Origin of the sequence: Streptomyces sp. NPDC005281, assembly GCF_040607495.1 — a bacterium.
Taxonomy (GTDB): Bacteria; Actinomycetota; Actinomycetes; order Streptomycetales; family Streptomycetaceae; genus Streptomyces.
In genome coordinates this window covers 25,657-51,686 of the sequence record NZ_JBEXGX010000027.1, presented here as the reverse complement: position 1 = coordinate 51,686, position 26,030 = coordinate 25,657, and the positions used below count along the sequence as shown (strand labels likewise).

Genomic DNA, 26,030 nt, shown 5'->3' with positions numbered 1-26,030 from the left:
CGCACCCCCTGCGCCGACCTCGCGCCACGGCCTGAACAGCCCCGGCGGACCCGGGGTCCTACCGCCCCGACGGCGGAGCGAACAGCTCGTCCTGCGCGCCGTCGCGCGCGGTCAGCAGGGCGCCGCGCAGCACCGCGCCCCCGCCCAGCGTGCTCGCGCGCACCTCGGTCGGGAGCGGCGACATGCGGGCGAGCCGCCGTTCGACCCGCGCGGCCAGCGCCCGCCCGCCCGCCCGGCCGACCTCGCCGCCGAGGACGACACAGCCGGGGTCGAGCACGGCACTGACGGAGGCCGCGCCGATGGCCAGACGGTCGGCGAGAGCACCGAGGAAGCCGTCGGCCTCCGGGGAGCCGGCGCTCGCCACCGCCTGCCGCACGAGTGCCGCGGCATGCGGTTCGTGGGCCTCGGGGCGCGCCGAGACACCGTGCTCCGCCGCCAGGTCCGCGATCGCGGCGGACCCGACCAGCGAGTGGAAGCCACCCCCGCAGTCGGTCGCCGAGGGCAGGCTCGTGGTGCCCGGCACCGGCAGGAAGCCGATCTCCCCCGTCCCTCCGGAGGCGCCGCGGCGCAGGGCGCCGTCGAGGACGACGGCGGCGCCGGTGCCGTGGCCGAGCCACAGCAGGACGAACGTGTCGCGGTCGCGGGCGGCGCCCTCGCGCTGTTCGGCCACGGCCGCGAGGTTGGTCTCGTTCTCGACGAGGACGCGGGCCTCGGGAAGCCTTTCCTGGAGGGCCGCGACCAGCCGCCGGTGCCATTCGGGCAGTCCGGTGGAGTTGCGGAGTTCGCCACTGGCCGGGTCGATCAGACCGGGCGCCCCGATGCCGACGGTGTGCAGCCTGCCCCACCCCCGGACGAACTGGCGCGGGGGCTCCGTCCCGAGGGCACCCGCCTCCTTCGCCGCCCGCTCGACCAGCGCGACCGCCTGCTCCACCGCCGGTCCGGTCCCGGTGCCCTCGCCGATGGGCGCGGACGCCTCGGCCAGGACGTGTCCGACCAGGTCGGACACGACGACGGAGACTCCCTCCGTGCGGACGTCCAGCGCGGCCAGATGGGCGCGGTCCGCGACGATCCCGTAGACCCGGGCGTTCGGGCCGCGCCGCTGCTCCCCCGACTCCCCGACGACGGTGACGAGACCGGAGGCCGTGAGGCGTTCGACGAGATCGGCGACGGTCGGCCGGGACAGTCCGGTGAGCTGCTTCAGCCGCGCTGCCGTCAAAGGGCCTTCCTGCTGCAACAGCCGCAGGGCGAGCCGGTCGTTGATGGCCCGTGCGGTGCTCGGGGATGCGGGCATGGCGGGAATCCTCCCAGATCGGCCGGGTCACCGGGCGACCGGGCGGCGAGCGGGCGTCTATTTATCAGGCAGGGTTCCTGATAGTTTACGGCGGCACAACGTGGAACCATCACCCGGGGAGGGGCCCGAGCATGAGTGAAGTCGTCTACGACCAGCGCGAGGTCAGGCGTGCCCGGTACGCCGTGGCGGCCGTGTTCGCCGTGCACGGAGCCGTCACCGGGTCCTTCGCGACCCGCGTGCCGTGGATCCAGGACCATGCGTCGGTCAGCGCGGGGCAGCTCGGTTTCGCGCTCGCCTTCACCGCGCTCGGCGCCTCCTGCTCGATGCCGCTGGCCGGCCGGATCACCCACCGCTTCGGCAGCCGCACGGCGCTGCGCGGACTCATCGCCCTGTGGACCCTGGCCCTGATCCTGCCGTCCCTGGCACCGAACCTGGCGACCCTGTGCCTCGCGATGTTCGTGTACGGCGCCACGGCGGGGATGGCGGACGTCGCCATGAACGCGCTGGGTGTCGAGGTCGAGAACCGCCTCGACAAATCGATCATGTCGGGGCTGCACGGCATGTGGAGCGCCGGCGCGCTGATCGGCGCGGCGGCCGGCACGCTCGCCGCGCATCTGGGAGCCGACGCACGCCTGCACCACGCCCTGGCCGCGGCGACCCTCACCCTCCTCGGTCTCACCGCCTGCCGCTGGGTGCTCGATCTTCAGCCCACCGAGGGCGAGGAGCCGCCGCCGAGGTTCGCGCTGCCGCCCCGGTCGGCCCTGCTCATCGGCGCGGTCGGCTTCTGCGCGGTCTTCGCGGAGGGCGCGAGCCTCGACTGGTCGGCGGTCTATCTGCGCGACCGGCTGGACAGCTCGGCCGCTCTCGCCGCGGCCTCGACCACCGGCTTCATGCTCACCATGGCGGTGGCCCGGCTGGTCGGCGACACGGTGGTGAACCGTTTCGGCGCGGTACGTACCGTGCGGGCCGGCGGTGTCCTGGCCGCGTTCGGCGGGCTGCTGATCGTCCTCTCCGAGCATCCGGCGGTGGCCATGGGCGGCTTCGCGCTGCTCGGTCTCGGCATCGCGGTGGTCGTCCCGCTCTGCTTCGCGGCGGCCGGGCGCAGCGGCCCCAACCCCAGCCAGGCGATCGCGGGCGTCGCGACCATCACATACACCTCGGGGCTCATCGCGCCGAGCCTGATCGGGTCGGTGGCGCAGGCGACGAACCTGATGGTGTCGTTCGTACTGGTCACGATCCTGGCGTTCGGGCTCACCGCGCTCGCGGGCGTGCTGCGCGCCGGGGATCGGGACCGCCCGAAGGTCAGTCCCCCGAGCGCAGCAGTTCCCGGCCCACGGCCCTGAACCGGTCGCTCCACGGCGTCGGGCGCAGCGTCCCGGCGTCGAGCCGGACGAGCACCCGGGTGCCGTGCGCGTAGGTGACCGCGCCGTCGAGGGAGCAGAAGCGGAAGCCGTACGTGAGTCCGGTGTTGCCGAGTCGTTCCAGCCAGAGGTGGACGGCGTACGCGCCGGGGCGGCTGACCGGGGCGTCATAGGTGATCCGCAGTTCCTTGACGGCGTTGCAGGAGTCGCCCGCCGCCTCCCAGTCCCCCTCGAAGCCGAAGCCGCGCTCGTTCCACAGCGCGGTCCAGGCGCGCTCGACCATGACCGGGTAGCGGGCGTTGTGCAGCAGGCCGAGCGCGTCGAGGTCGTCGAAGTGGACGGTGACGGGCAGGAGCCGGCCGTAGGGAAGGGCGGGGGCGACGGGGGCTTCGGCGGTCACGGGCGGGGCTCCTGGGACGTGCTGCGGCGCGCGGTCGGGCGGGCCTGGCTGAATCGACACCCCCATACTAAGCAAACGCTCAGGAATCACCCCGCCGGGGCAGGCTCCTCACGGACGTCCGGGAGCCTGCCCGCCCGGGGTCAGCCCGCGATCGAGTCGAGCTGCTCCGCGGCCGGCCGCAGTTCCCACAGGTCACCGCCGGGCGGCGCTTCGAGTCCGGGCACGGCGGCCCGTGCGGCCCGGTCTCCTGCGTCGGCCGCGGCGTGCACGACATCGCTCGCCGCGAAGCGGTGGAACTCCAGCTCGGGATGCCCCCACGGCTCGGCACCGGTCGCCGCCGGCAGCAGATAGCCGACGGCCTTGAACAGGCTCTGCCCGTCCGGCCCCCGGTACGACCACAGGTCCACGCCGACCTTCTCGCCGATGTCCGCGAGCCGGGTGTACGCGACCAGGTCGAAGGCCGAGTAGTGCCAGCTGCGGGTGCGGGCGAGCTCCTGCGGCTGGCTGCCGTCGGCGGCGATCTGCGGGTCGACGCGCGCGGCGCGGGAGGCGAGCACGGTCCGCCGGGCGAGGTCCTCGTCGCCGGTCGCGTAGGCGAGGGCGGCGAGCTGCATGTCGTAGAAGGTGCCGTGATTGTTCCGCGCGGCGCCCTCCTCCTTGCCGAAGGCACTGTCCGTCAGCCAGTCGCGGTAGCCGGTGTTCCAGGCGAGCATCGCGGCCCGGTCGTGCCGGGACCAGCCGGGGGCTCCGGTGTCCAGGAGGGCGATCGCGTCGAGCACGCTCGTGTACGACTGCGAGAAGTCGATGACGCCGATGGCCCGGCCGTCGTACTTGCAGGGGATGAACTGGCCGTGGTCCAGGTTCGGGTTCATCCGTGTGGCCGGGTCCAGGAACCAGGTGCGCAGGACCTGGGCGGCCTTGACGGCGTACCGCTTCCGCCCGGTGTAGTACCAGGCGAGAGCGAGGTCGTAGGTCGAGTCGAACACCTTCTCCACGTCCTGGCGGTCGGTGCCCGTGTCCACCTCGGGATTGCGCTGCCCGTCACGCTGGACGTAGGGGCATCCCCAGGGGTTGTCGGCCGTGGCGGGCCGGGAGGGCCACCAGTAGGGAGCCTGGCTGAGGTAGTCGTGAACGTCGCCGCCGGGGGCGGGTTTCGGCTTGTCGACGACCGTCCAGGGGCCCTGGTCCAGCCAGTTGTCGGCACGTGCCGTCAACTGCCGCAGTGTGCGCGCGAGTCGGCGGTCGCCGTGCTCCAGACGGGCGCGGGTGCGCCGGAGCCGGCCGCCGTCGAGGACCACGGTCCTCGGTGATCCGGGCGCGACCCGGCCGGACACGGAGGGGGCAGCCGCGGGCTCCGTACGGGCGGAGGCCGAAGGGGCGACGAGCGATGCGAGCGTGACGATGGCCGTCGCGACCACCAGGCCCAGTCTGGAGCGTGCACTCACCGAACACTCCGATCATAAATATGAACGACGTTCATGAGAAGGACCGTGCGAGCGTAGAGCGCCTGGTTGGACGTGACAATGGTCCGGACACATTCACGTACAGAGAAGGTGATCCCTCATCATGGACCTAGGCGTGCGCTGGAAACTGCACGGCGACGGGCGGACCCCCGCCCCGGGAGCGGTCGTCCGCCCCGATGAACGCCTCTCCTGGCCCCGGACCTTCGGGCTGGGCGCCCAGCACGTCGTGGCCATGTTCGGGGCGTCCTTCGTTGCTCCGGGCGTGCATCACTAGCCGTCATCATCACCCCGTGGCGCTGTCTTCGTGGCCCCCGTCCTGATGGGACTCGACCCCAACCTCGCGATCATGATGTCCGGTGTCGCGACGGTCATCTTCCTGCTCTCCACCCGTGGCCGGGTGCCCAGCTATCTGGGCTGTTCGCTCTCCTTCGTGGGCGTCGCCGCCGTGATCCGCGCTCAGGGCGGCACCGGCGCCACGGTGACCGGCGCCTGCTTCGTGGTCGGCGTCGCCCTGTTCCTGGTGGGTCTGGCCGTCCAGCGGTTCGGGGCGAGGATCATCCACGCGGCGATGCCGCCGATCGTGACCGGCGCGGTCGTCATGCTGATCGGCTTCAACCTGGCGCCGGTGACGGCGTCCACGTACTGGCCGCAGGACCAGTGGACGGCCCTGCTCACCATGCTGGTGACCGGCGCGGCCGTGGTGTGCCTGCGCGGATTCTGGTCGCGCATCGCGATCTTCCTCGGGCTGGTCTTCGGCTACGCCATCTCCTGGGCCTTCGACCGGATCTTCGGCCGGATCCACTCGGCGGACGCGAGCGGCAAGGTGACCGACCACTGGCGTCTGAACCTCTCCGGGGTCGAGAAGGCCGACTGGATCGGGCTGCCGTCCTTCCACGGGCCGACGTTCCAGTGGTCCGCGATCCTCGTCGCGCTGCCCGTCGTCATCGCGCTGGTCGCCGAGAACGCGGGGCACGTCAAGGCCGTCGGCGAGATGACCGGCGACCCGCTGGACGACAAGCTGGGCACCGCGATCTCCGCGGACGGCGCCGCCTCCATGCTCTCCACCGCGGTCGGCGGCCCGCCCAACACCACGTACTCCGAGAACATCGGCGTGATGGCCGCGACCCGGGTCTACTCCACCGCCGCCTACTGGGCCGCCGCCGGCTTCGCCCTGCTCTTCGGGCTGTGCCCCAAGTTCGGCGCGGTGGTCGCCGCGATCCCGGGCGGTGTCCTCGGCGGCATCACCGTCATCCTCTACGGGATGATCGGTCTGCTCGGCGCCCAGATCTGGCTCAACGCCCGGGTGGACCTGCGCAATCCGCTGAACCTGGTGCCCGCCGCCGCGGGCATCGTCATCGGCATCGGCGGTGTCACCCTGAAGTTCACCGACAACTTCTCGCTGAACGGCATCGCGCTCGGCACCATCGTCGTCATCACCGGCTACCACGCGCTGCGGGCGATGGCCCCGCCCCACCTCCGCACGGAACCGCTGCTCGACTCGGGGACATCGGCGTACGACGGAACCGGGGACCGGCCCGCCGGCTCATAGACGTGCTCCGCCGCGGGGGACGGCGGGCCGAGGGCGGAACGAACGGGTCACCCGCGGCCGCGTTCCCCCGTTCTGGGGAAGCCCACGGCCCGGCGGCACACCGGTCGGCCCAGGACTGGGACGCTGCCGTCATGGCGCAGCCGGCACAGTTCACCACTCCCGTCGACACGGTCGTCGCCCGTATGCGCGCCCTGGACGCGAGGCTTCCCGAGCGCGACGGTCTCGCGGTCTTCAACCGCGTCTACCTCACCGTCACCGAGGAGTTCGACCGGCATCTGGACGCCGGGGCCTTCCCCGACCGCCGGGCCGCGACGACGCTGGACGTGCGGTTCGCGGAACGCTATCTGGCCGTGGCCGAGGAAGGCAGGGCGCCCGCTTGCTGGCGGCCGCTGCTGCGCTTCCGCCGCCATCCGGGCGTACGGCCCCTCCAGTTCGCGCTCGCGGGCATCAACGCCCACATCGGGCACGATCTCGCGCTCGCCGTGGTGGACAGCTGTCGTACGCTCGCCTGCGAACCGGCCGACCTGGAGGACGAGTTCGACCGGGTGGGCGATCTCCTCGTCTCCCTGGAGGAACGCATCCGCGAGGAGCTGATGCCGGGACCCGACCTGCTCCAGATCGCCGATCCGCTGACCCATCTGCTCGGCTCCTGGAGTCTGGAGCGGGCCCGCGAGGCGACCTGGGCCGCGGCGCGGGCCCTGTGGGCACTGCGCGGACTCCCCGACCTGGCCGAGGAGTTCGGCGACCGCCTCGACGCGGCGGTGGGCCTGGCCGGCCGGATGCTGCTCACTCCCCTGCCGGCCTGATCCGGCCACTCGACACGGGCCTCGCCGGAACAACCGGACGCTCACTGTACGTTGACACCTCGCCACACCCCGATGCGAAGGAGTACACCTGTATGACGACGCGACTCGGCCTCGCCCTCCCGCAGATGAAGCAGTACGACCTCGGACGGGACGTGCCCGACGTGGCGCGCGCCGCGGAGGCGATCGGGTACGACAGCCTGTGGGTCTTCGAGCGCGCCCTGTTCCCGGACCCCCCGACCCAAGGGCTGTACGGCGTCGAGGGACTTGCCTGGCCGGACTCCTACCGCGCTGTCGCCGACCCTCTGGTGACCCTGACCCTCGCGGCGGCGGCCACCGAGCGCGCCGAACTCGGCACCAGCGTCCTGGTCGCGCCGCTGCACACGCCCTTCCAGCTCGCCAAGACCCTCGCCTCGCTCGACGCGGCCGCCGGCGGCCGGGTCGTGGCGGGCCTCGGCACGGGCTGGTCGCTCGACGAGTACGCGGCGTCCTCGGCGCGGCCCTTCGAGGAGCGCGGCGCGGCACTCGACGAGGTGATCGAGGTGTGCCGCGCCGTATGGGGTCCCGACCCGGTGGTTCACGACGGCACCCTCACCAGGATCGCCTCGGCCGTGGTCGGCCCGAAGCCGGCCCGGCCGATCCCGATCCTGCTCGCCGCCAACACGGGAAAGGCGCGGCGCAGGCTCGTGGACCACGCGGACGGCTGGATGCCGATCGGCATGGGCGTCGAGCGGCTGACCGCGCAGTGGCGCCAGTTGCAGGACCTGGCCGCCGAGCGCGGGCGCACCCGGCCGCTGCGGACCGTGCTGCGCACCAATCTGCGCCACACGCCCAAGCCGTACGTGGGCGACGACCGCCAGCCCTTCCAGGGGTCCGTCGAACAGATCGTCGAGGATCTGGTCGCCCACACCGAGGTCGGTCTCGACGAGATCTTCCTCGACCTCCAGAGCCAGGCGCGGGACGCCGCGGAACTGAAGGACGTGGCCGCCGAGCTGTACGAGGCGGCGCGGGCGGCCGGGGTCTGACCCGCCCGCCGCACGCCCCGTGAGGAGGGATCAGTCCTCGGGCAGTTCCACCGGCGCGATCTCGTCGTAGACGTCGCCGGGCCCGGGGTTGGTCGGGTCGGTCGTCCCGCCGAGCTGGTGCATGACGCCCCAGACCGCGTTCAGCGCGGTCTGGACGGCGCCCTCGGCCCAGCCGGCCGTCCAGGAGATGTCGTCGCCCGCGAGGAAGATGCCGCGCTTGTCCTCGGGCAGCGTGTCCTGCATGAAGTGCGTGAACAGGCGCCGCTGGTAGCGGTAGTGACCCGGCAGGTTGGCCTTGAACGCGCCCATGAAGTAGGGCTCGTTCTCCCAGGACACGGTCACCGGGTTGCCGATGATGTGCCCTCGGATGTCGACCTTCGGGTAGATCTCGCCGAGCGACTTCAGCATGACCTCCATCCGCTCGTTCGCGGACAGCGGCAGCCACTTCAGGCTGTCGTCGCACCACGTGTACGAGAGACAGATGACGGCGGGCTTGTCCGGGCCCTCGTCGAGGAGGTAGGTCCCGCGCGTCATGCGGTCGGTGAGCGTCATCGACATGACGTCCCGGCCCGTCGTCTCGTCCTTGTCCAGCCAGAACGGCCGGTCCACGGGGACGAAGAGCTTGCTCGACTCCATGTAGTGGGTGCGCTCCATCGCCGTCCAGTGGTCGATCGGGAAGAGCGCGTCGTCGCAGGCGATCTTCGACAGCAGCAGCCAGGACTGCCCGGTGAAGATCGCCGCCTTGAAGGTGCGGATGTCGCCGTTCGCGTCCGTCACGGTGATCCGGTTGCCGGACGTCCGGTTCAGCCGGGTGACGGCCGGGCGCGGGGCGCCGTCGTGCAGCGACGACAGCGAGGTGCCGTAACCCCAGTGGACGATCTTCTGCGGCTCACGCTCCCACAGCCGCAGCGGGAGCTGCTGGGAGCCGCCGACGATGCCGCGGTGGTGGTCGTCCGCCTCGGTGTAGACGACGCGCAGGATCTCCAGGATGGAGTTCGGGAAGTCGGTGTCCCAGCCGCCGGTACCGAAGCCGACCTGGCCGAAGATCTCGCGGTGCCGGAAGGACTTGAAGGACTCCGACTCGCAGAGGAAGCCGTAGAACGTCTGGTTGTCGAGCTTCTCGACGAGCTTCGACCAGATCTCCCGGATGCGCGGCACATCGCGCTCCCGCATCGCCTGGTTCATGTCGGAGAAGTCGGCGCCGTCCTCCAGACAGGCGTTCCAGGCGTTCATCACGTCGCGGTAGACCTGCGGCAGGTCGTCGACGGAAGTGGCGTAGTGCGACTCGCCCTTGAGGTCGACCACCGTCGAAGGCGTGCACTCAGCGAGGGGGTTGGGGAACGGCCGGGTCTCGAGGTCCACCAGGTCGATGTAGTGCTGGAGGGCCGTGGAGGACGGCGGGAAGCGCATCGCGCCCATCTCGGCGGTCAGTGAGGGGTCACAGCCCTCGAAGCCGACCGTGCGCAGTCGGCCGCCGATCTCGTCGGCCTCGTACACGACGGGCTTGAGACCCATCTTCATGAGCTCGTACGCCGCCACGATGCCGGACAGTCCGCCGCCGATGACCGCGACCTCGGTGCCGTGCTCGGTCGCGGGTATCTGCCCGAGGCCCGCGGGGTGCGCGAGGAAGTCGTCGTAGGCGTAGGGGAAGTCCGGGCCGAACATGGTGATCGGCGGCTGCTGCACGTCGGCGTGCTGGACGGCGTTGGGCACGGTGGACGTCATGGGGTACGGACTCCTTGCGCGGAAACTGGTGAGGGGAAGGCTTGTCGGACCGGCCGGGGGTCGGGCCGGGCCGAAGATCAGACGAGGGACCCGTAGAGGCCGGGGCGGCGGTCCTTCAGATACGGGTTCGTCTCGCGCGAGGCCGCGAGGAACACGGGGTCGGCGTCCGCCAGGACCAGTTCCTCGCCGCGGCCGGCGCGGGCGCGGGCGACGCCGTCGGGGCCTGCCAGCGTGGACAGTCCGACGAACTCGAACTCCCCTTCCGGACCGGTGCGGTTGACGTAGGCGACGTACATCTGGTTCTCGAAGGCGCGCACCGGCACGACGGATTCGGCGACGAACTGGAACGGGTGCATCTGCGCGGTGGGCACGAGCAGCAGGTCGGTGCCGGCGAGGGCGTGCGCGCGGACGTTCTCCGGGAACTCGACGTCGTAGCAGATCATGAGGCCGACCCGCAGACCGTCCAGGTCCGCCTGCACGACGGACTGCTCGCCGGGCGTGAAGTGGTCGTGCTCGAAGCAGCCGAAGAGGTGGGTCTTGCGGTAGTTCGCGAGTCGGGTGCCGGCCGCGGAGATCAGTTGCACGGAGTTGAAGACCCGCGCTCCGCCTTCGGCCCCTGGCTCCTCGCGCTCGGGGTATCCGTAGGCGACGGCGACGCCGTGCCGGGTGGCGATCTCGGCCACCGCGTCGGCGGAGTCGCCGTCGGCGGGCTCGGCGAGGCGTGCGATGTCGTCGCCGATGGCGTAGCCGGTCAGGAACATCTCCGACGTCACGACCAGCCCGGCCCCCGCCGCGGCGGCGCGGCCCGCGGCCTCGTCGAGCACCTTGAGGTTCTCGACGACCGAGCCGGGGCGGCCGGAGCTCTGGAGCAGGGCTGTGCGCATGCGGGTTCTCCACCGGTACGAGGGGGTTCGGGGGGTCACATAGACGGTACGGTCGGCCGGCTCGGGGGGACAAGAAGGACCCGTTGCGCGCCACTGAACGATTCATTGCGCGCACCCCGCCCCCGGCGGCGATTCGTTGCGCACCCCGCCGCAGGCACCCGGACAGCCCCCGATCACCTGGAGACGCAGGTCACAGGCGGGTTCGGGGGACCTCCCGGCGGTCACAGCTCGCGCAGGCGGTCCACGATCTCGCGGAGCAGTTCGGGGTCGGCCGCGGGAGAGCCGCCCGGAGGGCGGTACGGCTCGTCGATGGTCAGCAGGCCCGCCTCGGCCAGGTCTCCGAGCAGGACGCGTACGACGGTCAGCGGCAGGTCGGCGTCCGCGGCGAGCTCCACGACCGGCCGGGGGCCGCGGCGGGCCAGGTCGAGCAGCGCGGCCGCCGCGTGGTCCACACCCGGCCGCCCGGCGTCCGTCTCCAGGACCGTGACCCGGGACATCAGGTCGATGACGTGCCGGTCCGAGGGGCGCGTCCGGCCCCCGGTGACGGTGTAGGGCCGCACCATCGGCCCGGTCTCGTCCTCGTACCAGTGCTCGTCGGTCACAGCCGGATCAGTGGCCCGCGGGGTCGGCCGCCGAACGTACGGCGGCGGCCATGTGGCGGCCGACGCGGCGGACGAGCAGTTCCATCTCGTGGGCGAGCTGTCCGACGTCCGTCTGCACCTCGCTGAGCACGGCGAGCCGGCTTCCGTCGCCCGCGGGGGTGATGAAGAGGTACGCGTCGTCGAGCATCACCATGGTCTGGCGCACCCCGCCCGCGGCGAAGCGCTCGCCGACCGAGCGGGCCAGGCTGTGGAAGCCCGAGCAGACCGCGGCCAGGTGTTCGATGTCCCGTCTGCGCATGCCGTCCGAACAGCTCAGCGGGAGGCCGTCGGCGGTCAGGAGCACGGCCTGGCGGACGTGGTCGGTCCTGGCCACGAGATCGTCGAGCAGCCAGCCGAGATCGGTGCCCGGCCGGTCGGCGTCGTCCCCGGTCCCGAGGGCGCCGCCCGCCGGATCCGGGTGCCGGGCCTCGATGGTCCGGGCGGTGTGCTCAGGGAGCTGGTCAGGGCGCATCGTGGACGTCCGTCCCTTCCTCGGTGTCGATTCGCCGCCCGGAACCGGCCTGCACGGAGCCGGACGCGTTCGGCCCGGGCCGAGCGAACCCGGACCCACTCGGTCCCGGCGACGCGGAGCCGGACCCATCCGGCCCCGGCCGCTCGGAGCCGGACCCGTCCAGTCCCGACTCCACAGGCCCAGAGCCACTCGGCCCCGGCCGCTCAGAGCCGGACCGACCCGGTCCTGACTGCGCAGAGCCGGATCCGTCCGGTCCCGGCTGTGTGGGCAGGCCCTTGCGGCCTCGGGTGAGGCCGCGCTGAAAGGCTCCGAAGACCGCGCGCATCTCCTCCGGCGTGATCGCACGCTCCGGCGTCTCGTCGGCCACCGGTGCCGCGGCGCGCAGCTCCGGGGCGAGGGCCCGCTGACGTACCCGGGTCGGCAGCACGGGCGCTTCCGGGGCCGCGCTCTCCGGCGGCTCGGAGCCGGCCCCCTCCTCCGCGGATGCCCTCCGCTGCCCCGGCAGGACCGCGGTGGCGGTCCGCGAGGGCAGCGCCGCCAAGGACATGTCCGCCGCCACCGGCGGGTGCGTGCCCTCCACCGGCGCGAGAACCGCCTCCGGCAGCAGCACGACCGCCGTCGTACCGCCGTACGGTGAGCGGCACAGCGTGACCTTGATGCCGTGCCGTGCCGCGAGCCGGCCGACCACGTACAGCCCGAGCCGGTCGTGCCGGGTCGGGTCGAAGTCCTCCGGCGTGGTGAGGGTGCGGTGGGCCTCGTCGATCTGGTCGGGTGCGAGGCCGAGGCCCCGGTCGTCGATCTCCAGGACGAACCCGCTCCCGGCCCGCCCGGTGCGAAGGGTGACCTGGGTGCGGGGCGGTGAGAACACGGTGGCGTTCTCGACGAGTTCGGCGATCAGATGGACGATGTCGGCGACGGCGTCCGCCGCGACGCCCACCTCGGGCATCGGCGGGACCACGACACGCGCGTACTGCTCGATCTCGCCGACCGCCGAGGACACCACCTCCGCGACCGGAACGGGCCGTCGCCAGCGGCGGCCCGGGGCCGAGCCGGAGAGGATGATCAGGCTCTCCGCGTGGCGCCGCATGCGGGTGGTGAGGTGGTCGATCCGGAACAGGTCGTCCAGGACGTCCGGGTCGTCGGTACGGCGCTCCAGCGTGTCGACCAGCTTGAGCTGGCGGTGGACGAGCGCCTGGTTGCGGCGGGCGATGTTCAGGAGCACCGCGAACAGCCCGCGGCGCAGGGTGGCCTGCTTGACGGCGGCCTCGACGGCGGCGAGCCGGGCGGTGTTGAAGGACCGGCCGACCTGGCCGATCTCGTCGGCCACCGCCTCCACGTCCGCGAGCGGCGGCGCCTCGGCGGCCGCGTCGACCTCTTCACCGGCGCTCAACCGCTCCATGACCTGCGGCAGCTGACGGTTCGTCAATAGATCCGCCGCGTCGCGCAGCGATTCCAGCCGGCGCGAGATGCGCCGGGCGCCGCGCACCGAGAGCCAGAGGGACAGTCCGACGGCGGCCAGTCCCAGGACACCCACGATCGCGGCCCTGGTGAGCTCCCCGTAGGCGAACGTCCGCCCGCGCGCGGCGGAGTTGATCGCGGCCTGGCTGCACAGCCGCATGTACCGCTTGACGGCGCGGTCGGTGGTGGTGCGCCAGGAGCCGGCCGCGACGGCCTCACCCGCCCCGTGCGCGCCCGCCCGGAGCAGGGAGTCCTCGTCCCGGGTCAGGTCTTGGTGGAGATCCTCACGCCGGAAGGACTCGAAGAGGGCGCGCGAGTCGGCCGGCAGGTCGGGCACATAGGTCCGTTCGAAGACCCGGCGGTCCTCGATGGTCGCGGTCAGGGTGTCGTACTGGCGGTCGGTGAGCGTGCCGGCGGCCCGCGCGCCGGCGACCAGCGCGTCCTCGCGCGACACGAAGTCCCGTACCCGCACCAGCTCGACGACGACCTGCGCCTCACGGGCCAGCTGTCCCGCCTGGAGCGCCGTGAGCGCGGACTCGACGTCGAATCCCGGTTCCACGAGGGCGCTGTATTCGGCCACGGCGCGGTCCCAGGTGACGGTGTGGGACAGCACCCGGTCGCGCAGGCCCTCCAGTCCGTCGACGGCGTGGAGCATGCCGTCGAGCACCTGCCGCTGGTGACCGGAGAGCCGGCTGCGGTCCCCGTCCCGTACCGCCGCGCGCATCGCGGTCACGGCACGGTCGGTGCGCCGCTCCTGTGCCAGCAGTTCGACGCCGGGCCGCGTCCCCTGCCGGGCGCCCAGGTACGCGGCGGCGAGGCGCCGTTCTATCTGGATCTGACCGATCGCGGTGTCGACCGGGGTGCCGAAGTCGTTGTAGACGCCCTGGAGGCGGACCAGCGCGCGCAGTTCGCCGGTGACGGACACCATGGCGAAACTCCACAGCGTCATCAGGGCGACCACGGGAGCGATCGAGAGGGCCACGATCCGCGAACGGACCGTGGGCGTACGGCCGAAGGGCCAGCGCATGGTCTCCCCAGGACGACGGGACGGTCGGACGGCCGGGTGACGTTCGGTGACCCATCGGCAGTTACTCGCGGGTAGCGATTCGCGGCTCAAAGTAGTCGATGGCCTGCCCGGACCGCAATGGTCCGGACTGACTCATCGTTCAACCGACCCGCACGCCACGGCCCTGTTGCCCTCATCGGGCCCCGTGGGGCAGGGCGAAGACGGTGAGGACCGCGGCGTGGTCGGAGGGCCACTCGTTGTCCGCGACCTCCGGCCAGGGCCGCGGGGTGCCGCGGACCAGCGTGCGGGAGTCCAGGACGCTCAGGCCCCGGTGCAGCACGAAGTCGATCCGGTCCTGCGGCTCCGGGCGCCCGCTGCCGTCCTCGTGCTCGGCGTGCACGGGCGACCAGGTGTGTCCGGGGTCCCGTACCGGGTCGGGGTGGGCCTCCCGGTAGGAGTCGCGCAGGCCCGCCTCCTCGGCGGCCCGGGTCACCGGCCAGGCGACGTCCGGCCAGTCCAGGTGCGAGGGCACGTTGAAGTCGCCGGTCAGGACCACCGGAACGGACTCGTCGCGGGTGTCGGCGATCCGTCGCAGGATCTCCCGCATCCGGGCGAGCCGACCGCTCTCGTGCGCGATCAGTGCGGCCTCGGGAAGTCCGTCGAAGCGGGCCTCGTAGGGGCCGTACGGCGCGCAGTCGAGGTGCACGCTCCAGACGTCCACCCGCTGCCCGCCGTCCAGTTCGATCCGGACTCCGGTGCCCCCGTAGAAGCCGACGTCCGGGTCGCCGAGCCGGGCGGTGACGGGGTGGCGGCTGACGACGCCGAGGTTGTCGCCCGCCTGGTGGTGGTACCAGCCGAGGGCGTCGGCGAGTTCCCGCGCCGCGTTCCCGTTCGTCTCCTGGAGCCCGACCACGTCCGCCCCGGTCTCGGTGATGACCTCGAGCTGCTTCTCGCGGTACCCGTCGACCTCGGTGCCGCCGAGCCAGAGGTTCCAGCTCATCACCCGCAGTTCGCCCGGGGCGACCATGGCCCGCAGCCGGGCCGGGGTCACTCCTTCCAGGCTGCCGAGCACGGTGCGGCCGGCCGCGGGCGCGATCGGCGCGAGCGAGGGCACCGCGAGGACGGCACAGCCGGCCGACTCGGCCGAGGTGACGCCGGTCTGGGTGTCCTCGACGGCGACACAGGCGGCGGGGTCGACGCCGAGGGCGCGGCAGGCGGCGAGGTAGGGGTCGGGGGCGGGCTTCGTGCGCCCTGTGTCGTCGGCGGTGACGGAGACGGCGAAGTGGTCGGCCCCGAGTGCTTCCAGAACGGTGTCGGCGACCGAGCGCGGGGAGGCGGTCACCAGGGCCGTGGGCACGCGTTCACGGGCGAGCGCCCGGAGCAGTTCCCTCGCCCCGGGGCGCGGCACGATGCCGGTGCGGACCCGGTCCGCGAACTGCCGGTGCAGTTCGGCGGCGGTTCCCTCCGCCGGTGCGCCGGTGACACCGGCCAGCCAGGCGGCGGTGTGCTCGACGGGGCGTCCGAGGACATGCGGCTGATCGGCCCCCGTCAGCACGTGCCCGAGCCCGTCGGCCACCTCCTCCACCGCCTCCCACCACAGCCGCTCGGTGTCCACGAGCGTGCCGTCCATGTCGAACAGGACGGCCTGGAGGGGAAGCCGGGCGGTGGTGCGGTGGGTCACGGTGATCTCTTTCTTCGGTGGGGGGATCCGGAGATTCCGGCCCCCGACGTTCGAGGAACGGGGGCAATCACAGCCCCTCCGGCATTCGAGGAGCGGGGGCGGATTTCAGCCCCTCCGGCCTTCGAGGAGCGGCGGCGATTAGAGCCCCTCCCGCGCTTGAGGAGCGGGGCCCTTACAGCCCCTCCGGCCCTTGAGGACCTGGGGCAATCACAGCCCCTCCGGCGTTTGAGGAGCGGGGTCTGGGCGGAGCCCCAGGTACGGGACGGGTAGGGGCGGAGGGGGCGAACATCGGTTGTGTGCAGGGCGACGGTGGCACCTCGCACGGCCACCGTCGGTCCGGGCGGCACGCGCGGCCCGGGGCCAGGAGTGGCACCGGAGCCGGGGGTCGCGCCGGGGCCAGCGGTCGCGCCCGGGGCTTCTCAGCTCGGGCGCTCGGCGACCAGAACCGGACGGTCCGGCAGGGTGACGGTCACCGCCGCACCCGACGCGAGCGCCGCGGCCTCGTGCGTGGGCAGGTCGGCCTTGACCTCGGTGCCGTCGGCGAGCCGCACGGTCACCCGGGTGGCGGCGCCGAGGAACGCGGTGGCCACGACCCGTGCGTCACCGGCGTCGTCGGCGCTCACCCGGACCGCCTCCGGCCGAACCAGCACGTCCACCTCCCCCGGTACGGGTGCGTCCCCGTCCACCGGCAGCCGTCGGCCGAGGACTTCGACCCGGTCGCCGTCGAGGGTCCCCGGGATCCGGCTCATCGTGCCCACGAACTCGGCGACGAAGGCGGTGGCGGGACGCCCGTACAACTCGGCCGGCGACGCGCACTGTTCGAGCCGTCCGGCACGCATCACCGCGACCCGGTCCGCCATGGACAACGCCTCTTCCTGGTCGTGGGTCACGAACAGGGTGGTGATGCCGAGTTCCAGCTGGAGCCGGCGGATCTCCTCGCGCAGCGAGAGCCGCACCTTGGCGTCGAGTGCGGAGAGCGGCTCGTCGAGCAGCAGGACGCGGGGCCGCAGCGCGAGAGCGCGGGCCAGCGCGACCCGCTGCTGCTGACCGCCGGAGAGCTGGTGCGGGAACCGCTCGCTCTTGTCACCGAGGCCCACGAGATCGAGCAACTCGCCCGCGCGGAAACGCCGTTCGGCCGAACGCACCTTGCGCATCCGCAGTCCGAAGGCCACGTTGTCCAGGGCGTTCAGATGCGGGAAGAGGCTGTACGACTGGAAGACCATTCCGGCGTCGCGGCGGTGCGCCGGAACCCGGGTGATGTCCTCTCCGTCGACCAGCACCTCGCCGGAATCAGGGTGTTCGAACCCGGCGAGCATGCGCAGCGCGGTCGTCTTGCCGCAGCCGGAGGGGCCGAGCAGGGCGAGGAGTTCACCGGGCCGGACGGTGAGGTCCAGGCCGTCGAGAGCGACGGTCGGGCCGAACTCGCGCCGGAGTCCCCGGAATTCGACGGTGGCGGCCTTGTCGAGCGTGGCGGTGGTCATGTTCATCCCCGGGAGGCGGAAGCGGTACGGGAGCGGCCGCCGAAGACGGCGAGCGCGAGGAGCAGTGCCCAGGTGAGGAACAGGCTGAGCACGGAGACGGCGACGGACATCTGGGCCTGCGAGCCGCCGACGGCGTAGATCCACACGGCGAACGGCTGGTAGCCGAGCAGGCTCGCGACCGTGAACTCGCCGAGCACCAGGGCCAGGGTGAGGAAGGAGGCGTTGAGCAGCGCGCCGCGCAGATTGGGCAGCACCGCGCGCACGAGGGCCTGCGGCAGGCTCGCGCCGCAGCTTCGGGCCGCCTCGACGAGGGTGCGCACGTCGACGGCGCGCAGTCCCGCGTCCAGGGCCCGGTACACGAAGGGCAGCGCCATCACGACGTAGGCGAGGACGAGGACGACCGGGAAGTCCGGTTCCTGGATGGCCACGAACGTCTGGAACAGCGGGGTGCGCGAGAGGTGTTCGGGCCCCCACTTCAGGACGGTGGCGATGCCGGCGACGAACGCGATCGGCGGGACGACCAGCGGCAGCGAGCACACCACCTCGACGACAGGACGCAGCCGGGGCGAGCCGAGCCGCAGCGCGACCATGGCGGGCACCATCAGGAGCAGCACCACGGCGATGGTCGCGGCGGCGAGTTCCAGCGAGAGCAGGAGGCTGGCGACGAAGCCGTCGGCGGACGCGATCCGGCTGTAGGCGTCGAAGGTGACGCCCTGCCCGGGCACGTCGACCGTGAAGATCACGGACGCGGCCATGGGCACCAGGAAGTACAGCGCGGCGAGGGCGAGGACCACCCAGCGCCACAGGTTCAGGCGAGCCATCGCGCGCTCCGTCGTTGCAGGGGCAGGTACACGGCCATGACCAGGCCCGCGATGAGGACCATGTCGAGGCTGAGGGCGAGCGCCACGTTCTCCTGGCCGACCAGCACGTTGCCGGAGATGGCGTCGGCGATCTGGAGGGTGACCAGCGGCACCGCGCTGCCCACCATGGCGGCGGCGGTGGCGTACGCGGCGAAGGCGCTGCCGAAGAGGAGCACGAGTCCGCCGAGGAGCGAGGGCGCGAGGACGGGCAGGGCCACGTGCCGCCAGTACTGGACGGTGGTCGCGCCGTTGTTCCGCGCCGCCTCGCGCCACTGGGAGCGCAGGCCGTCGAGGGCGGGCGTGATGGTGAGGACCATGAGCGGGATCAGGAAGTACAGGTAGACGACGACCAGGCCCCAGAAGCTGTACAGGTTCCAGCCCCGGTCGGTGAGGCTCAAGTGCCGTGTCAGTACACCGGAGTTGCCGAGGGTGGCGACGAACGCGAAGGCCAGCGGGACCCCGCCGAAGTTGGCGAGGACCCCGGACGCGGTGAGCACGGCCTCGCGCAGCGCGCGGAAGCGGGAGGTCACCACGGCCTGGGCGAGCGGCAGTCCGAGGACGGTCGCGAGGCCCGCGGAGACGGCGGACAGCTTGACGCTGCCGATCAGGGCGGTCAGGTACGCGCCCTGGAACGAGCCGGTCAGGTTGGCCGTCGTGTACGAACTGACGCCGGTTGTCTGGTCCTTGACGGTGAAGGCGCCGTTCAGCATGGCGAGCGCGGGGACGCCGAAGGAGATCGCCGTGAAGACGAGCAACGGGAGGACGGCGAGCGGGCCGGTGGTGCGGCGGCCCCGCCGCTGCCGGTGGGCAGCGGCGGGGGCCACGTCGGCCGGGGCCTCGGTGAGAGCGGTGGTCATCCGGAGACGGCCTTGCCCCAGCCCTGGGCGAGCACGGTCTTGGCCTTGCTCTGCTGGGCCTCGGTCGGGAAGCTCGGGGTGCCCGAGACCGCGGGGAGCTTGGCGGCGGCGGTCTTGTCGAGCGTGCCGGCCTTCTCCATGGCGGTCATCAGGGCCGGGCGGGCGTACCCCTTGAGCCAGAGGTTCTGGCCCTCGGGGCTGTAGAGGTACTCCTGCCACAGGCGGGCGGCCGCCGGGTGCGGGGCGTCCTTGTTGACGGCCTGGGAGTAGAACTGCGAGAACTGGCCGTCGCCCGGTACGGCGACCTTCCAGTCGACGCCCTTGGATTTGAACTCGTCGGCGTATCCGGCGTTCAGGTAGTCCCAGTCGATGCTGATGGGCGTCTCGCCCTTCTCGACGGTGGCCGGGGTCGACTCGACGGGCGTGTAGTTGCCGTTCTTCTTCAGCTTCGCGAAGAAGTCGAGGCCGGGCTGGATGTCGTCGAAGGAGCCGCCGCTCGCGAGCGAGGCCGCGTACACGCCGCCGAAGGCCGAACCGGACTTGGTGGGGTTGCCGTTGAGCGCGACCTGGCCCTTGTACTGCGGCTTGAGCAGGTCCTTGAAGGTCGTCGGGCACTCCTTGACCCTCTTGGCGTCGCAGCCGATGGAGATGTAGCCGCCGTAGTCGTTGAACCAGCGGCCGGCCGCGTCCTTCTGGCCCTCGGGGAGGTCGCCGAAGGCCGCCACCTTGTACGGGGCGAGCAGTCCCTGCTGGGCCGCGCTCAGCGCGAAGGAGCTGCCGAGGTCGAGGACGTCGGGGGTGCGGTCCTGGCCCTTGCGCGAGGTGACGGCGTTGATCTCGTCCTGGCTGGAGCCGTCCGGGCTCTCGACCTGGATCTTGATGCCGTACTTCTTGGTGAAGCCGTCGATGAGGGCGCCGTAGTTGGCCCAGTCGCGGGGGAGGGCGATCGCGTGCAGCGTGCCCTCCTTCTTGGCGGCCTTGGCCAGGGCGTCGAGACCGCCGAAGTCCGCGGCGGAGGTCGCGGTGGCCGCGCTCTTGCCGTCGGCGGTGGTCGCCTTGTCGTCGGGAGCGGCGCCGCAGGCGCTCAGGGTGAGCGCTGCGGCGACGGCGAGGCCGCCGGTGAGGAGGGCGGTCCTCGGCAGGAACACGGTCACGGTCTCTCCAGGGTGACGCACGAGGGTGGGGTGGTACAGAGAACTTGTCTGAACAAGTTGGCCCCAGTAGGCCCGGCGATGGTGTCCTGTCCATGAACGTCGGTGAAACCCCAGCCCCCTATTCCCTGCACAATCCCGGCCGACGCGGATCACCGTGCGATGTCGATTAGGCTGATCAGGCTGTGCACAGAGGTCGGACCAGAGGGGAAGAATGACGGCGCGACACGAGGAGATCGCCGAGGAACTGCGGCGGGCGATCGACCGCGATGAGTACACCGTGGGCAGTCTGCTGCCGGCGGAGACCGACCTCGCGGCCCATTACGGAGTCTCGCGCGGCACGATCCGCCAGGCCGTCGCGGCCCTGACCGCCGAGGGACTCATCGGATCACGTCAGGGCGCCCGGCGCGTGGTCCTCGCCGGGCGTCGCAGCCAGAGCTTCGCCGAACTGCGCAGTTTCGCGCAGTGGGCGCGGGCGATGGGGCGCGAGGCGACCGGACACGTGGTGTCCCAGGAGTACCGCCCGGCCACCGCGGAGGACGCCGTGCGCCTCCAACTCGGTGAGAAGACACCGGTGTTGCATGTACTGCGGGTGCGCGGACTGGACGGCGAACCGGTGCTGCTGGAGCGCACGGTGTACGCGGACTGGATCTCCCCCGCCGTCGCGGCGATCGAGCCCGGGTGCCCCTCCGTCACCCAGCGGCTCTTCGAGGACACCGGACTGGTCTTCGCGTACGGGGAGCACGTGATCGACGCGGTCGCGGCGGGCGCCCAGGACGCCGACCTCCTCGGAGTCCGCCGCACCAGTCCCCTGCTGCGCGTCCGCCGCGTCACCACCACCCGCGAGGGCCGCCCGGTGGAATGGTCCGACGACCGCTACCGCTCGGACGCCGTGAGCTTCAGCGTCCACAACTCGATCGGCAACAACGCCCTGGCGAGGAAGACGGCGGAGTAGGCCCCCGACGGGCTGCGAAGCGCCCCGCCGTGGGCACGACGGGCTCCCGATCCGACGCCGGACACCGGAGCGCCCGTCAGGGGCGCGGGGAACCGCGCGACAGGCCACAACGGGCCCGCAGCCGCGCACGGACACAGTCCCCTCCCCCTGGGGCGCAGGCTGTCATGGGGGTGCCGATGTCACGTCGGCGACCCTGACGAGAACCTGCGCAGGAGCGGCGAGAGCACCAGAACGGACTTCGTCCGCTCCACGAACGGCTCCCCCGCGATCCGTTCGAGGACCCGCTCGAAGTGCCGCATGTCCGAGGCGAAGACCTGTACCACCGCGTCCGCCTCCCCGGTGACGGTGGAGGCGGCCACGACCTCCTGATACCGCTCCAGGCCGCGCTGGATGGTCTCGGGCGAGGTGTTCCGGCGGCAGTAGATCTCGACGAAGCCCTCCGTCTCCCAGCCGAGTGCCGCCGGGTCCACCCGTACGGTGAACCCGGTGATGGCCCCGGTGGCCCGCAGCCGGTCGACCCGCCGCTTCACGGCGGGCGCGGACAGGCCGACCAGTTGCCCGATGTCCGAGTAGGAGCGGCGGGCGTCCTCGGCGAGGGCGTGCACGATGCGTTCGTCGAGATCGTTCAGCACTGCGGGTGGTTCACTTTTCTGCGAGGAGTTCCGAGGAGTTCTACGGTTGCCCGGCGTCGGGTTCCACGGCCGCCAGCCGGGACCGGCGGAAGCCGTAACTGAAGTAGAACACGAGCCCGACGGCCATCCAGACGCCGAACACGACCCAGGTGACGGCGGAGAGACTGGCCATCATCCACAGACACAGCAGGAAGCCGATCGCGGGCAGCACCGGCGAGAGGGGAACCCGGAACGTCCGGCGCATGGCCGGGCGCGTCCGGCGCAGCAAGACGACGGCGATGTTGACCAGCGCGAAGGCGAACAGCGTGCCGATGCTGGTGGCGTCGGCGAGCTGGCCGAGCGGGATCGCGGCGGCGAGGACACCGCAGAACAGCGACACGATGACGGTGTTGGCGCGGGGCGTGCCGCTCTTCGGGTGCACCCGGGCGAACACCTTGGGCGCCAGGCCGTCCCGGGCCATGGCGAACAGGATGCGGGTCTGGCCGTACAGCACGGTCAGCACGACACTCGCGATGGCGATGACGGCGCAGCCGGCGAGCAGGGTGCCCCAGAAGGTCTGTCCGGTGACTTCCTTCATGATCTCCGCGAGCGCGGCATGCGCGTCGCCGAACTGCTGCCAGGGCTTCGCTCCGACGGCGACGGCCGCGACGAGGACGTAGAGAGCGGTCACGATGACCAGCGAGAGCATGATCGCGCGGGGCAGGTCGCGCTGCGGGTCCTTGGCCTCCTCACCGGCGGTGGAGGCGGCGTCGAAGCCGATGTAGGAGAAGAACAGGGTGGCACCGGCCGCGCTGACGCCCGCCATGCCGAGCGGCATGAAGTGCTCGTAGTTGCCGGAGCGCAGGCCCTGGACCCCGATCGCGCAGAACAGCACGAGCGCGGCGATCTTCACGGTCACCATGATGGTGTTGGCGCGTGCCGACTCCCGCGCTCCGCCGAGCAGGAAGGCCATCGCGAGCAGGACGACGATGAGCGCGGGCAGGTTGAACACGCCCCCGTCACCGGGCGGCGCGGAGAGCGCGTCCGGAATGGTGACGCCGATGGTGCCGTCGAGCAGTTCGTTCAGGTACTCGCCCCAGCCGACCGCGACGGCCGCGACCGAGACGCCGTACTCCAGGACCAGGCACCAGCCACAGATCCAGGCGATCAGTTCGCCCATCGTCGCGTACGCGTACGAGTACGAGGAGCCGGCCACCGGAATGGTGCCGGCCAGCTCGGCGTAGGAGAGCGCGGAGAAGAGCGCCGTGACACCGGCGATCACGAAGGACAGGGTGACCGCGGGTCCGGCCTTGGGGACCGCCTGGCCGAGGACCACGAAGATGCCGGTGCCGAGCGTGGCACCGATGCTGATCATGGTGAGCTGCCACAGGCCGAGGGAGCGCCGCAGCGAGCCTCCCTCACCGTGCCCGCCCTCCTGCACCAGGCGTTCCACCGGCTTGCGGCGCATGAGACGCGCGCCGAGACCCGGAGCGGTCGGGGCGGACGTGGGTGGGGACTGCGGGGGTGCGCCTTGGTCGAGCACGCGCTGGCTCCTTCATCGCTGCCGGTCGAGGAAGGCGGGAACCGGCGGCACCCCTGACAGCCGGGATCCCGCCGAGCGGGGTCCCCGCCACGCCTGTGTACAGCGCTTGACCCTATGAGTTCGGGCTTCACGGGCGTAATGCAGCAACCTTGCGCATCTCCGCAAGATCGTTGCGTTCATCGCATCCCGGCGCGTGTTCGTTGCGCAGGGCTGTTCGATGGTTGCGCAAGGCGACCTTCGGCCGCGCGAGGAGCCCCGGGCGCGGCCGGACGGCGGCCGTACTCCGGGCCCGGTTCAGGCCCTGTGCCGGGCCCCGTGCCGGGCCCCGTGGAGCGGGCGCACCCGTGACCGTGCACGCGTACGGCCCCCGCTCCCGGAAGGGGAACAGGGGCCGTGGCGGAAGGGCTGCGGGTCAGCTCCAGCTGGCGTGCAGGGGCTTGCCCTCGGCGTAGCCGGCGGCGCTCTGGATGCCGACGATCGCGTTCTCGGCGAACTCCTCAAGGGAGTTGGCGCCCGCGTAGGTGCACGAGGAACGGACGCCCGCGATGATCGAGTCGATCAGGTCCTCGACGCCCGGACGGGACGGGTCGAGGAACATGCGCGAGGTGGAGATGCCCTCCTCGAACAGCGCCTTGCGGGCCCGGTCGTACGCGGACTCCTCGCTGGTGCGGTTCTTGACGGCCCGCGCGGACGCCATGCCGAACGACTCCTTGTACAGACGCCCGTCGGCGTCCTGCTGGAGGTCGCCCGGGGACTCGTACGTGCCCGCGAACCACGAGCCGATCATGACGTTCGACGCACCGGCGGCCAGCGCCATCGCGACGTCACGGGGGTGGCGGACACCGCCGTCGGCCCACACGTGCTTGCCGTACTTCTTCGCCTCGGCGGCGCACTCCAGGACCGCGGAGAACTGCGGCCGGCCGACACCGGTCATCATGCGGGTCGTACACATCGCGCCCGGTCCGACACCGACCTTGATGATGTCGGCGCCCGCGTCGATCAGGTCCTTGACGCCCTCGGCGGCGACGATGTTGCCCGCGACGATCGGCACCTGCGGATCCAGCGCGCGCACGGTCCTGACGGCGCTGATCATCGACTCCTGGTGGCCGTGCGCCGTGTCGATGACCAGCGTGTCGACGCCCGCGTCGAGCAGCTGCTTGGCCTTGCCCGCCACATCGCCGTTGATGCCCACGGCGGCGGCGACGCGCAGCCTGCCCTTGGCGTCGGTGGCCGGCGTGTACAAGGTGGCCCGCAGGGCGCCCCTGCGGGTGAGGATGCCGGCCAGCCTGCCGTCCGCGTCCACGGCGGGGGCGTAGCGGCGGTTGGCGCCGTCGAGCCGGTTGAACGCCTCGCCGGGCTCGATGTCCGCGTCGAGGAGCAGCAGGTCCCTGGACATGACCTCGGACAGCTGGGTGAAGCGGTCCACACCGGACAGGTCGGTGTCGGTGACGACACCCACGGGACGGCTGTCCTCGTCGACGACGACGCCCGCGTTGTGCGCGCGCTTGGGCAGCAGCGCCAGCGCGTCTGCGACGGTCTGGTGGGGCGCGAGGACGATCGGGGTGTCGAGCACCAGATGGCGTCCCTTGACCCAGGAGACGACCTCGGTGATGACGTCGATCGGAATGTCCTGCGGAATGACGACAAGGCCACCGCGGCGGGCGACGGTCTCGGCCATCCGGCGGCCCGCGATCGCCGTCATGTTGGCGACCACGAGCGGGATGGTGGTGCCGGTGCCGTCAGGAGAGGAGAGGTCCACTCCCTGACGCGAGCCCACGGCCGAGCGGCTGGGCACCATGAAGACGTCGTCGTACGTCAGGTCGTACGGGGGCTGGATGTCGTTGAGGAAACGCACGTGCTGCACATCCCAGTCGATCAGAGGTGGCCCCCGGACAGGTCAGCCAGGGGGAAGAGCACGTACTTCATTCTCCCATGACAGCCGGTTCGCGGTCCCCGGGCAGATCATCCAGGCTGGTCAGGGGGCAGTTGGTCGGATCCTCCAAGGGAGAGGACGACCGACAGAGCGGCGTCGAACTGCTCGTAGTGACCGGAGGCGGATTCCAGGACCATCTGGGCCGTCTCCCACTCGTCGGGCCGGTTTCGCGCGTAGGGGCGCCAGCCGGTCACCACGACGAGTCTGCCCGGACTGGCCGGTCCCCAGTCGGGGTCGCCCAGGACATCGGCGAGCGCGTCCCAGTTCCGCCCGAACCAGTCCGGCAGGCCGAGGTCGCGGACACAGCGCGCCATGAAGGCGCCCTTGTCGAGCACCCCGGTGAGGTCGAGCTCGGTGACCTGCCACCCGGCCGAACGGCATACCGCCGCGAGCGGACCGTGCGTCATCTCAGCACCGCCTTGAACGAGTTGTAGTGATCGTCGGTGTAGAAGATCTCCCCGCCCTGCCCCGTGACGATGCGCCGGGCGCCCCGGTCGCGCTCCCCCGGGGTCCGCACCGTGTACTCGTGGTAGTAGCCCCTGGTGCGGCCGGGCAGCTCACGCTCGAAGTTGCCGAAGACGGAGCCGTCCTTGGCGTACGGGAAGGGGCCGCCCCGGTCGATGAGGGCGAGGGTCGCCCGCGCCTCGGCGGGGAGGGCGGCCACGGGGACGGCCGGCAGACCGCCGGCCCAGGACGGTGCCGCCCCGGAGCGGCTCGCCGCGGAGTCGCCCGGAGCGGCCGTGCCCGTGGCCGCGCAGCCCGTCAGCAGGACCGTCAGACAGACCAGCAGTCCCGCGAACAGGCGGCCCGTGAACGCGCGAGGGGACGGCCGCAGCAGCATGACGTCGATGCTGCCACGGCCGTCCCCTCGGGGCACGCT

Annotated in this window: 22 protein-coding genes and 1 pseudogene; 5 read left to right on the top strand and 18 right to left on the bottom strand. The window is 72.0% G+C overall.

Annotated elements, in window-relative coordinates; genetic code table 11:
* Positions 1-58 precede the first annotated feature (58 nt).
* Positions 59-1,291, bottom strand: coding sequence for an ROK family transcriptional regulator (locus tag ABZV42_RS31140; protein ID WP_355978070.1), 1,233 nt, complete (start codon positions 1,289-1,291; stop codon positions 59-61).
* A 131-nt stretch (positions 1,292-1,422) separates the two neighbouring features.
* On the opposite strand from ABZV42_RS31140, the gene ABZV42_RS31135 reads away from it, so the two are divergent.
* Entirely contained in the window at positions 1,423-2,634 is a 1,212-nt protein-coding gene (locus ABZV42_RS31135; protein WP_356054688.1) for an MFS transporter, read from the top strand.
* Here ABZV42_RS31135 and ABZV42_RS31130 read toward each other — a convergent pair.
* Together ABZV42_RS31130 and ABZV42_RS31125 are read right to left on the bottom strand one after the other, a co-directional pair.
* Complete coding sequence (locus ABZV42_RS31130) at positions 2,594-3,052, bottom strand: thioesterase family protein (protein ID WP_356054686.1); 459 nt, start codon at positions 3,050-3,052, stop codon at positions 2,594-2,596. The two genes, ABZV42_RS31135 and ABZV42_RS31130, sit on opposite strands and share 41 nt — an antisense overlap.
* A 140-nt stretch (positions 3,053-3,192) precedes the next feature.
* Positions 3,193-4,497 (bottom strand): alginate lyase family protein, encoded by a 1,305-nt coding sequence (locus ABZV42_RS31125; RefSeq protein WP_355978078.1) that lies wholly within the window; start codon positions 4,495-4,497, stop codon positions 3,193-3,195.
* A 121-nt stretch (positions 4,498-4,618) separates the two neighbouring features.
* Between ABZV42_RS31125 and ABZV42_RS31120 the strand changes: the two are divergent.
* From ABZV42_RS31120 to ABZV42_RS31110, 3 genes and pseudogenes are all read left to right on the top strand, one after another.
* Positions 4,619-6,064 (top strand): annotated as a pseudogene (locus ABZV42_RS31120) (solute carrier family 23 protein).
* 131 nt (positions 6,065-6,195) lie between these two features.
* Positions 6,196-6,870, top strand: a complete 675-nt coding sequence (locus tag ABZV42_RS31115) for a DUF5995 family protein (protein ID WP_355978081.1) — start codon at positions 6,196-6,198, stop codon at positions 6,868-6,870.
* A 92-nt stretch (positions 6,871-6,962) separates the two neighbouring features.
* Positions 6,963-7,892, top strand: coding sequence for an LLM class F420-dependent oxidoreductase (locus ABZV42_RS31110; protein ID WP_355978084.1), 930 nt, complete (start codon positions 6,963-6,965; stop codon positions 7,890-7,892).
* A gap of 30 nt (positions 7,893-7,922) precedes the next feature.
* Here ABZV42_RS31110 and ABZV42_RS31105 read toward each other — a convergent pair whose 3' ends face one another.
* The 10 genes from ABZV42_RS31105 to ABZV42_RS31060 form a co-directional block, all read right to left on the bottom strand.
* Complete coding sequence (locus ABZV42_RS31105) at positions 7,923-9,617, bottom strand: NAD(P)/FAD-dependent oxidoreductase (RefSeq protein ID WP_356054684.1); 1,695 nt, start codon at positions 9,615-9,617, stop codon at positions 7,923-7,925.
* 77 nt (positions 9,618-9,694) lie between these two features.
* Entirely contained in the window at positions 9,695-10,501 is an 807-nt protein-coding gene (locus tag ABZV42_RS31100; protein ID WP_355978090.1) for a carbon-nitrogen hydrolase family protein, read from the bottom strand.
* Between the two features lie 221 nt (positions 10,502-10,722).
* Positions 10,723-11,064 (bottom strand): DUF742 domain-containing protein, encoded by a 342-nt coding sequence (locus ABZV42_RS31095; RefSeq protein WP_355978405.1) that lies wholly within the window; start codon positions 11,062-11,064, stop codon positions 10,723-10,725.
* A gap of 46 nt (positions 11,065-11,110) precedes the next feature.
* Positions 11,111-11,614 carry a roadblock/LC7 domain-containing protein gene (locus ABZV42_RS31090; protein ID WP_355978092.1) on the bottom strand — a complete coding sequence of 168 codons (504 nt, stop codon included), beginning with the start codon at positions 11,612-11,614 and terminating at the stop codon, positions 11,111-11,113.
* The gene (locus ABZV42_RS31085; protein ID WP_356054682.1) at positions 11,604-14,099 is read right to left on the bottom strand and encodes a nitrate- and nitrite sensing domain-containing protein; all 2,496 of its coding nucleotides are present in this window, start codon (positions 14,097-14,099) and stop codon (positions 11,604-11,606) included. Before ABZV42_RS31085 ends, ABZV42_RS31090 begins: the two co-directional genes overlap by 11 nt.
* Before the next feature lie 172 nt (positions 14,100-14,271).
* Positions 14,272-15,765 (bottom strand): HAD-IA family hydrolase, encoded by a 1,494-nt coding sequence (locus ABZV42_RS31080; RefSeq protein ID WP_356054724.1) that lies wholly within the window; start codon positions 15,763-15,765, stop codon positions 14,272-14,274.
* Between the two features lie 413 nt (positions 15,766-16,178).
* Positions 16,179-17,240, bottom strand: coding sequence for an ABC transporter ATP-binding protein (locus ABZV42_RS31075; protein WP_355978097.1), 1,062 nt, complete (start codon positions 17,238-17,240; stop codon positions 16,179-16,181).
* Positions 17,241-17,242: 2 nt separating this feature from the next.
* The gene (locus tag ABZV42_RS31070) at positions 17,243-18,061 is read right to left on the bottom strand and encodes an ABC transporter permease subunit (RefSeq protein ID WP_355978099.1); all 819 of its coding nucleotides are present in this window, start codon (positions 18,059-18,061) and stop codon (positions 17,243-17,245) included.
* Positions 18,049-18,957, bottom strand: a complete 909-nt coding sequence (locus tag ABZV42_RS31065) for an ABC transporter permease subunit (RefSeq protein ID WP_355978102.1) — start codon at positions 18,955-18,957, stop codon at positions 18,049-18,051. The genes ABZV42_RS31070 and ABZV42_RS31065 overlap by 13 nt, the downstream gene beginning before the upstream one ends.
* Entirely contained in the window at positions 18,954-20,111 is a 1,158-nt protein-coding gene (locus ABZV42_RS31060) for an extracellular solute-binding protein (protein WP_355978105.1), read from the bottom strand. The genes ABZV42_RS31065 and ABZV42_RS31060 overlap by 4 nt, the downstream gene beginning before the upstream one ends.
* A gap of 211 nt (positions 20,112-20,322) precedes the next feature.
* Between ABZV42_RS31060 and ABZV42_RS31055 the strand changes: the two genes are divergently transcribed.
* A complete protein-coding gene (locus ABZV42_RS31055; protein ID WP_355978108.1) occupies positions 20,323-21,063 on the top strand; it encodes a GntR family transcriptional regulator in 741 nt (246 codons plus the stop codon).
* A 179-nt stretch (positions 21,064-21,242) separates the two neighbouring features.
* On the opposite strand, the gene ABZV42_RS31050 is transcribed toward ABZV42_RS31055, so the two are convergent.
* The 5 genes from ABZV42_RS31050 to ABZV42_RS31030 all read right to left on the bottom strand — a co-directional run bounded on the left by ABZV42_RS31050 (position 21,243) and on the right by ABZV42_RS31030 (position 25,991).
* Positions 21,243-21,695, bottom strand: a complete 453-nt coding sequence (locus ABZV42_RS31050; RefSeq protein WP_355978110.1) for an Lrp/AsnC family transcriptional regulator — start codon at positions 21,693-21,695, stop codon at positions 21,243-21,245.
* Between the two features lie 40 nt (positions 21,696-21,735).
* A complete protein-coding gene (locus ABZV42_RS31045; RefSeq protein ID WP_356054680.1) occupies positions 21,736-23,217 on the bottom strand; it encodes an amino acid permease in 1,482 nt (493 codons plus the stop codon).
* A 412-nt stretch (positions 23,218-23,629) separates the two neighbouring features.
* Complete coding sequence (locus tag ABZV42_RS31040) at positions 23,630-25,072, bottom strand: GuaB1 family IMP dehydrogenase-related protein (protein ID WP_356054722.1); 1,443 nt, start codon at positions 25,070-25,072, stop codon at positions 23,630-23,632.
* Between the two features lie 107 nt (positions 25,073-25,179).
* A complete protein-coding gene (locus ABZV42_RS31035) occupies positions 25,180-25,557 on the bottom strand; it encodes a barstar family protein (RefSeq protein WP_355978115.1) in 378 nt (125 codons plus the stop codon).
* The gene (locus ABZV42_RS31030; RefSeq protein ID WP_355978411.1) at positions 25,554-25,991 is read right to left on the bottom strand and encodes a ribonuclease domain-containing protein; all 438 of its coding nucleotides are present in this window, start codon (positions 25,989-25,991) and stop codon (positions 25,554-25,556) included. The genes ABZV42_RS31035 and ABZV42_RS31030 overlap by 4 nt, the downstream gene beginning before the upstream one ends.
* Between the last annotated feature and the right edge of the window lie 39 nt (positions 25,992-26,030).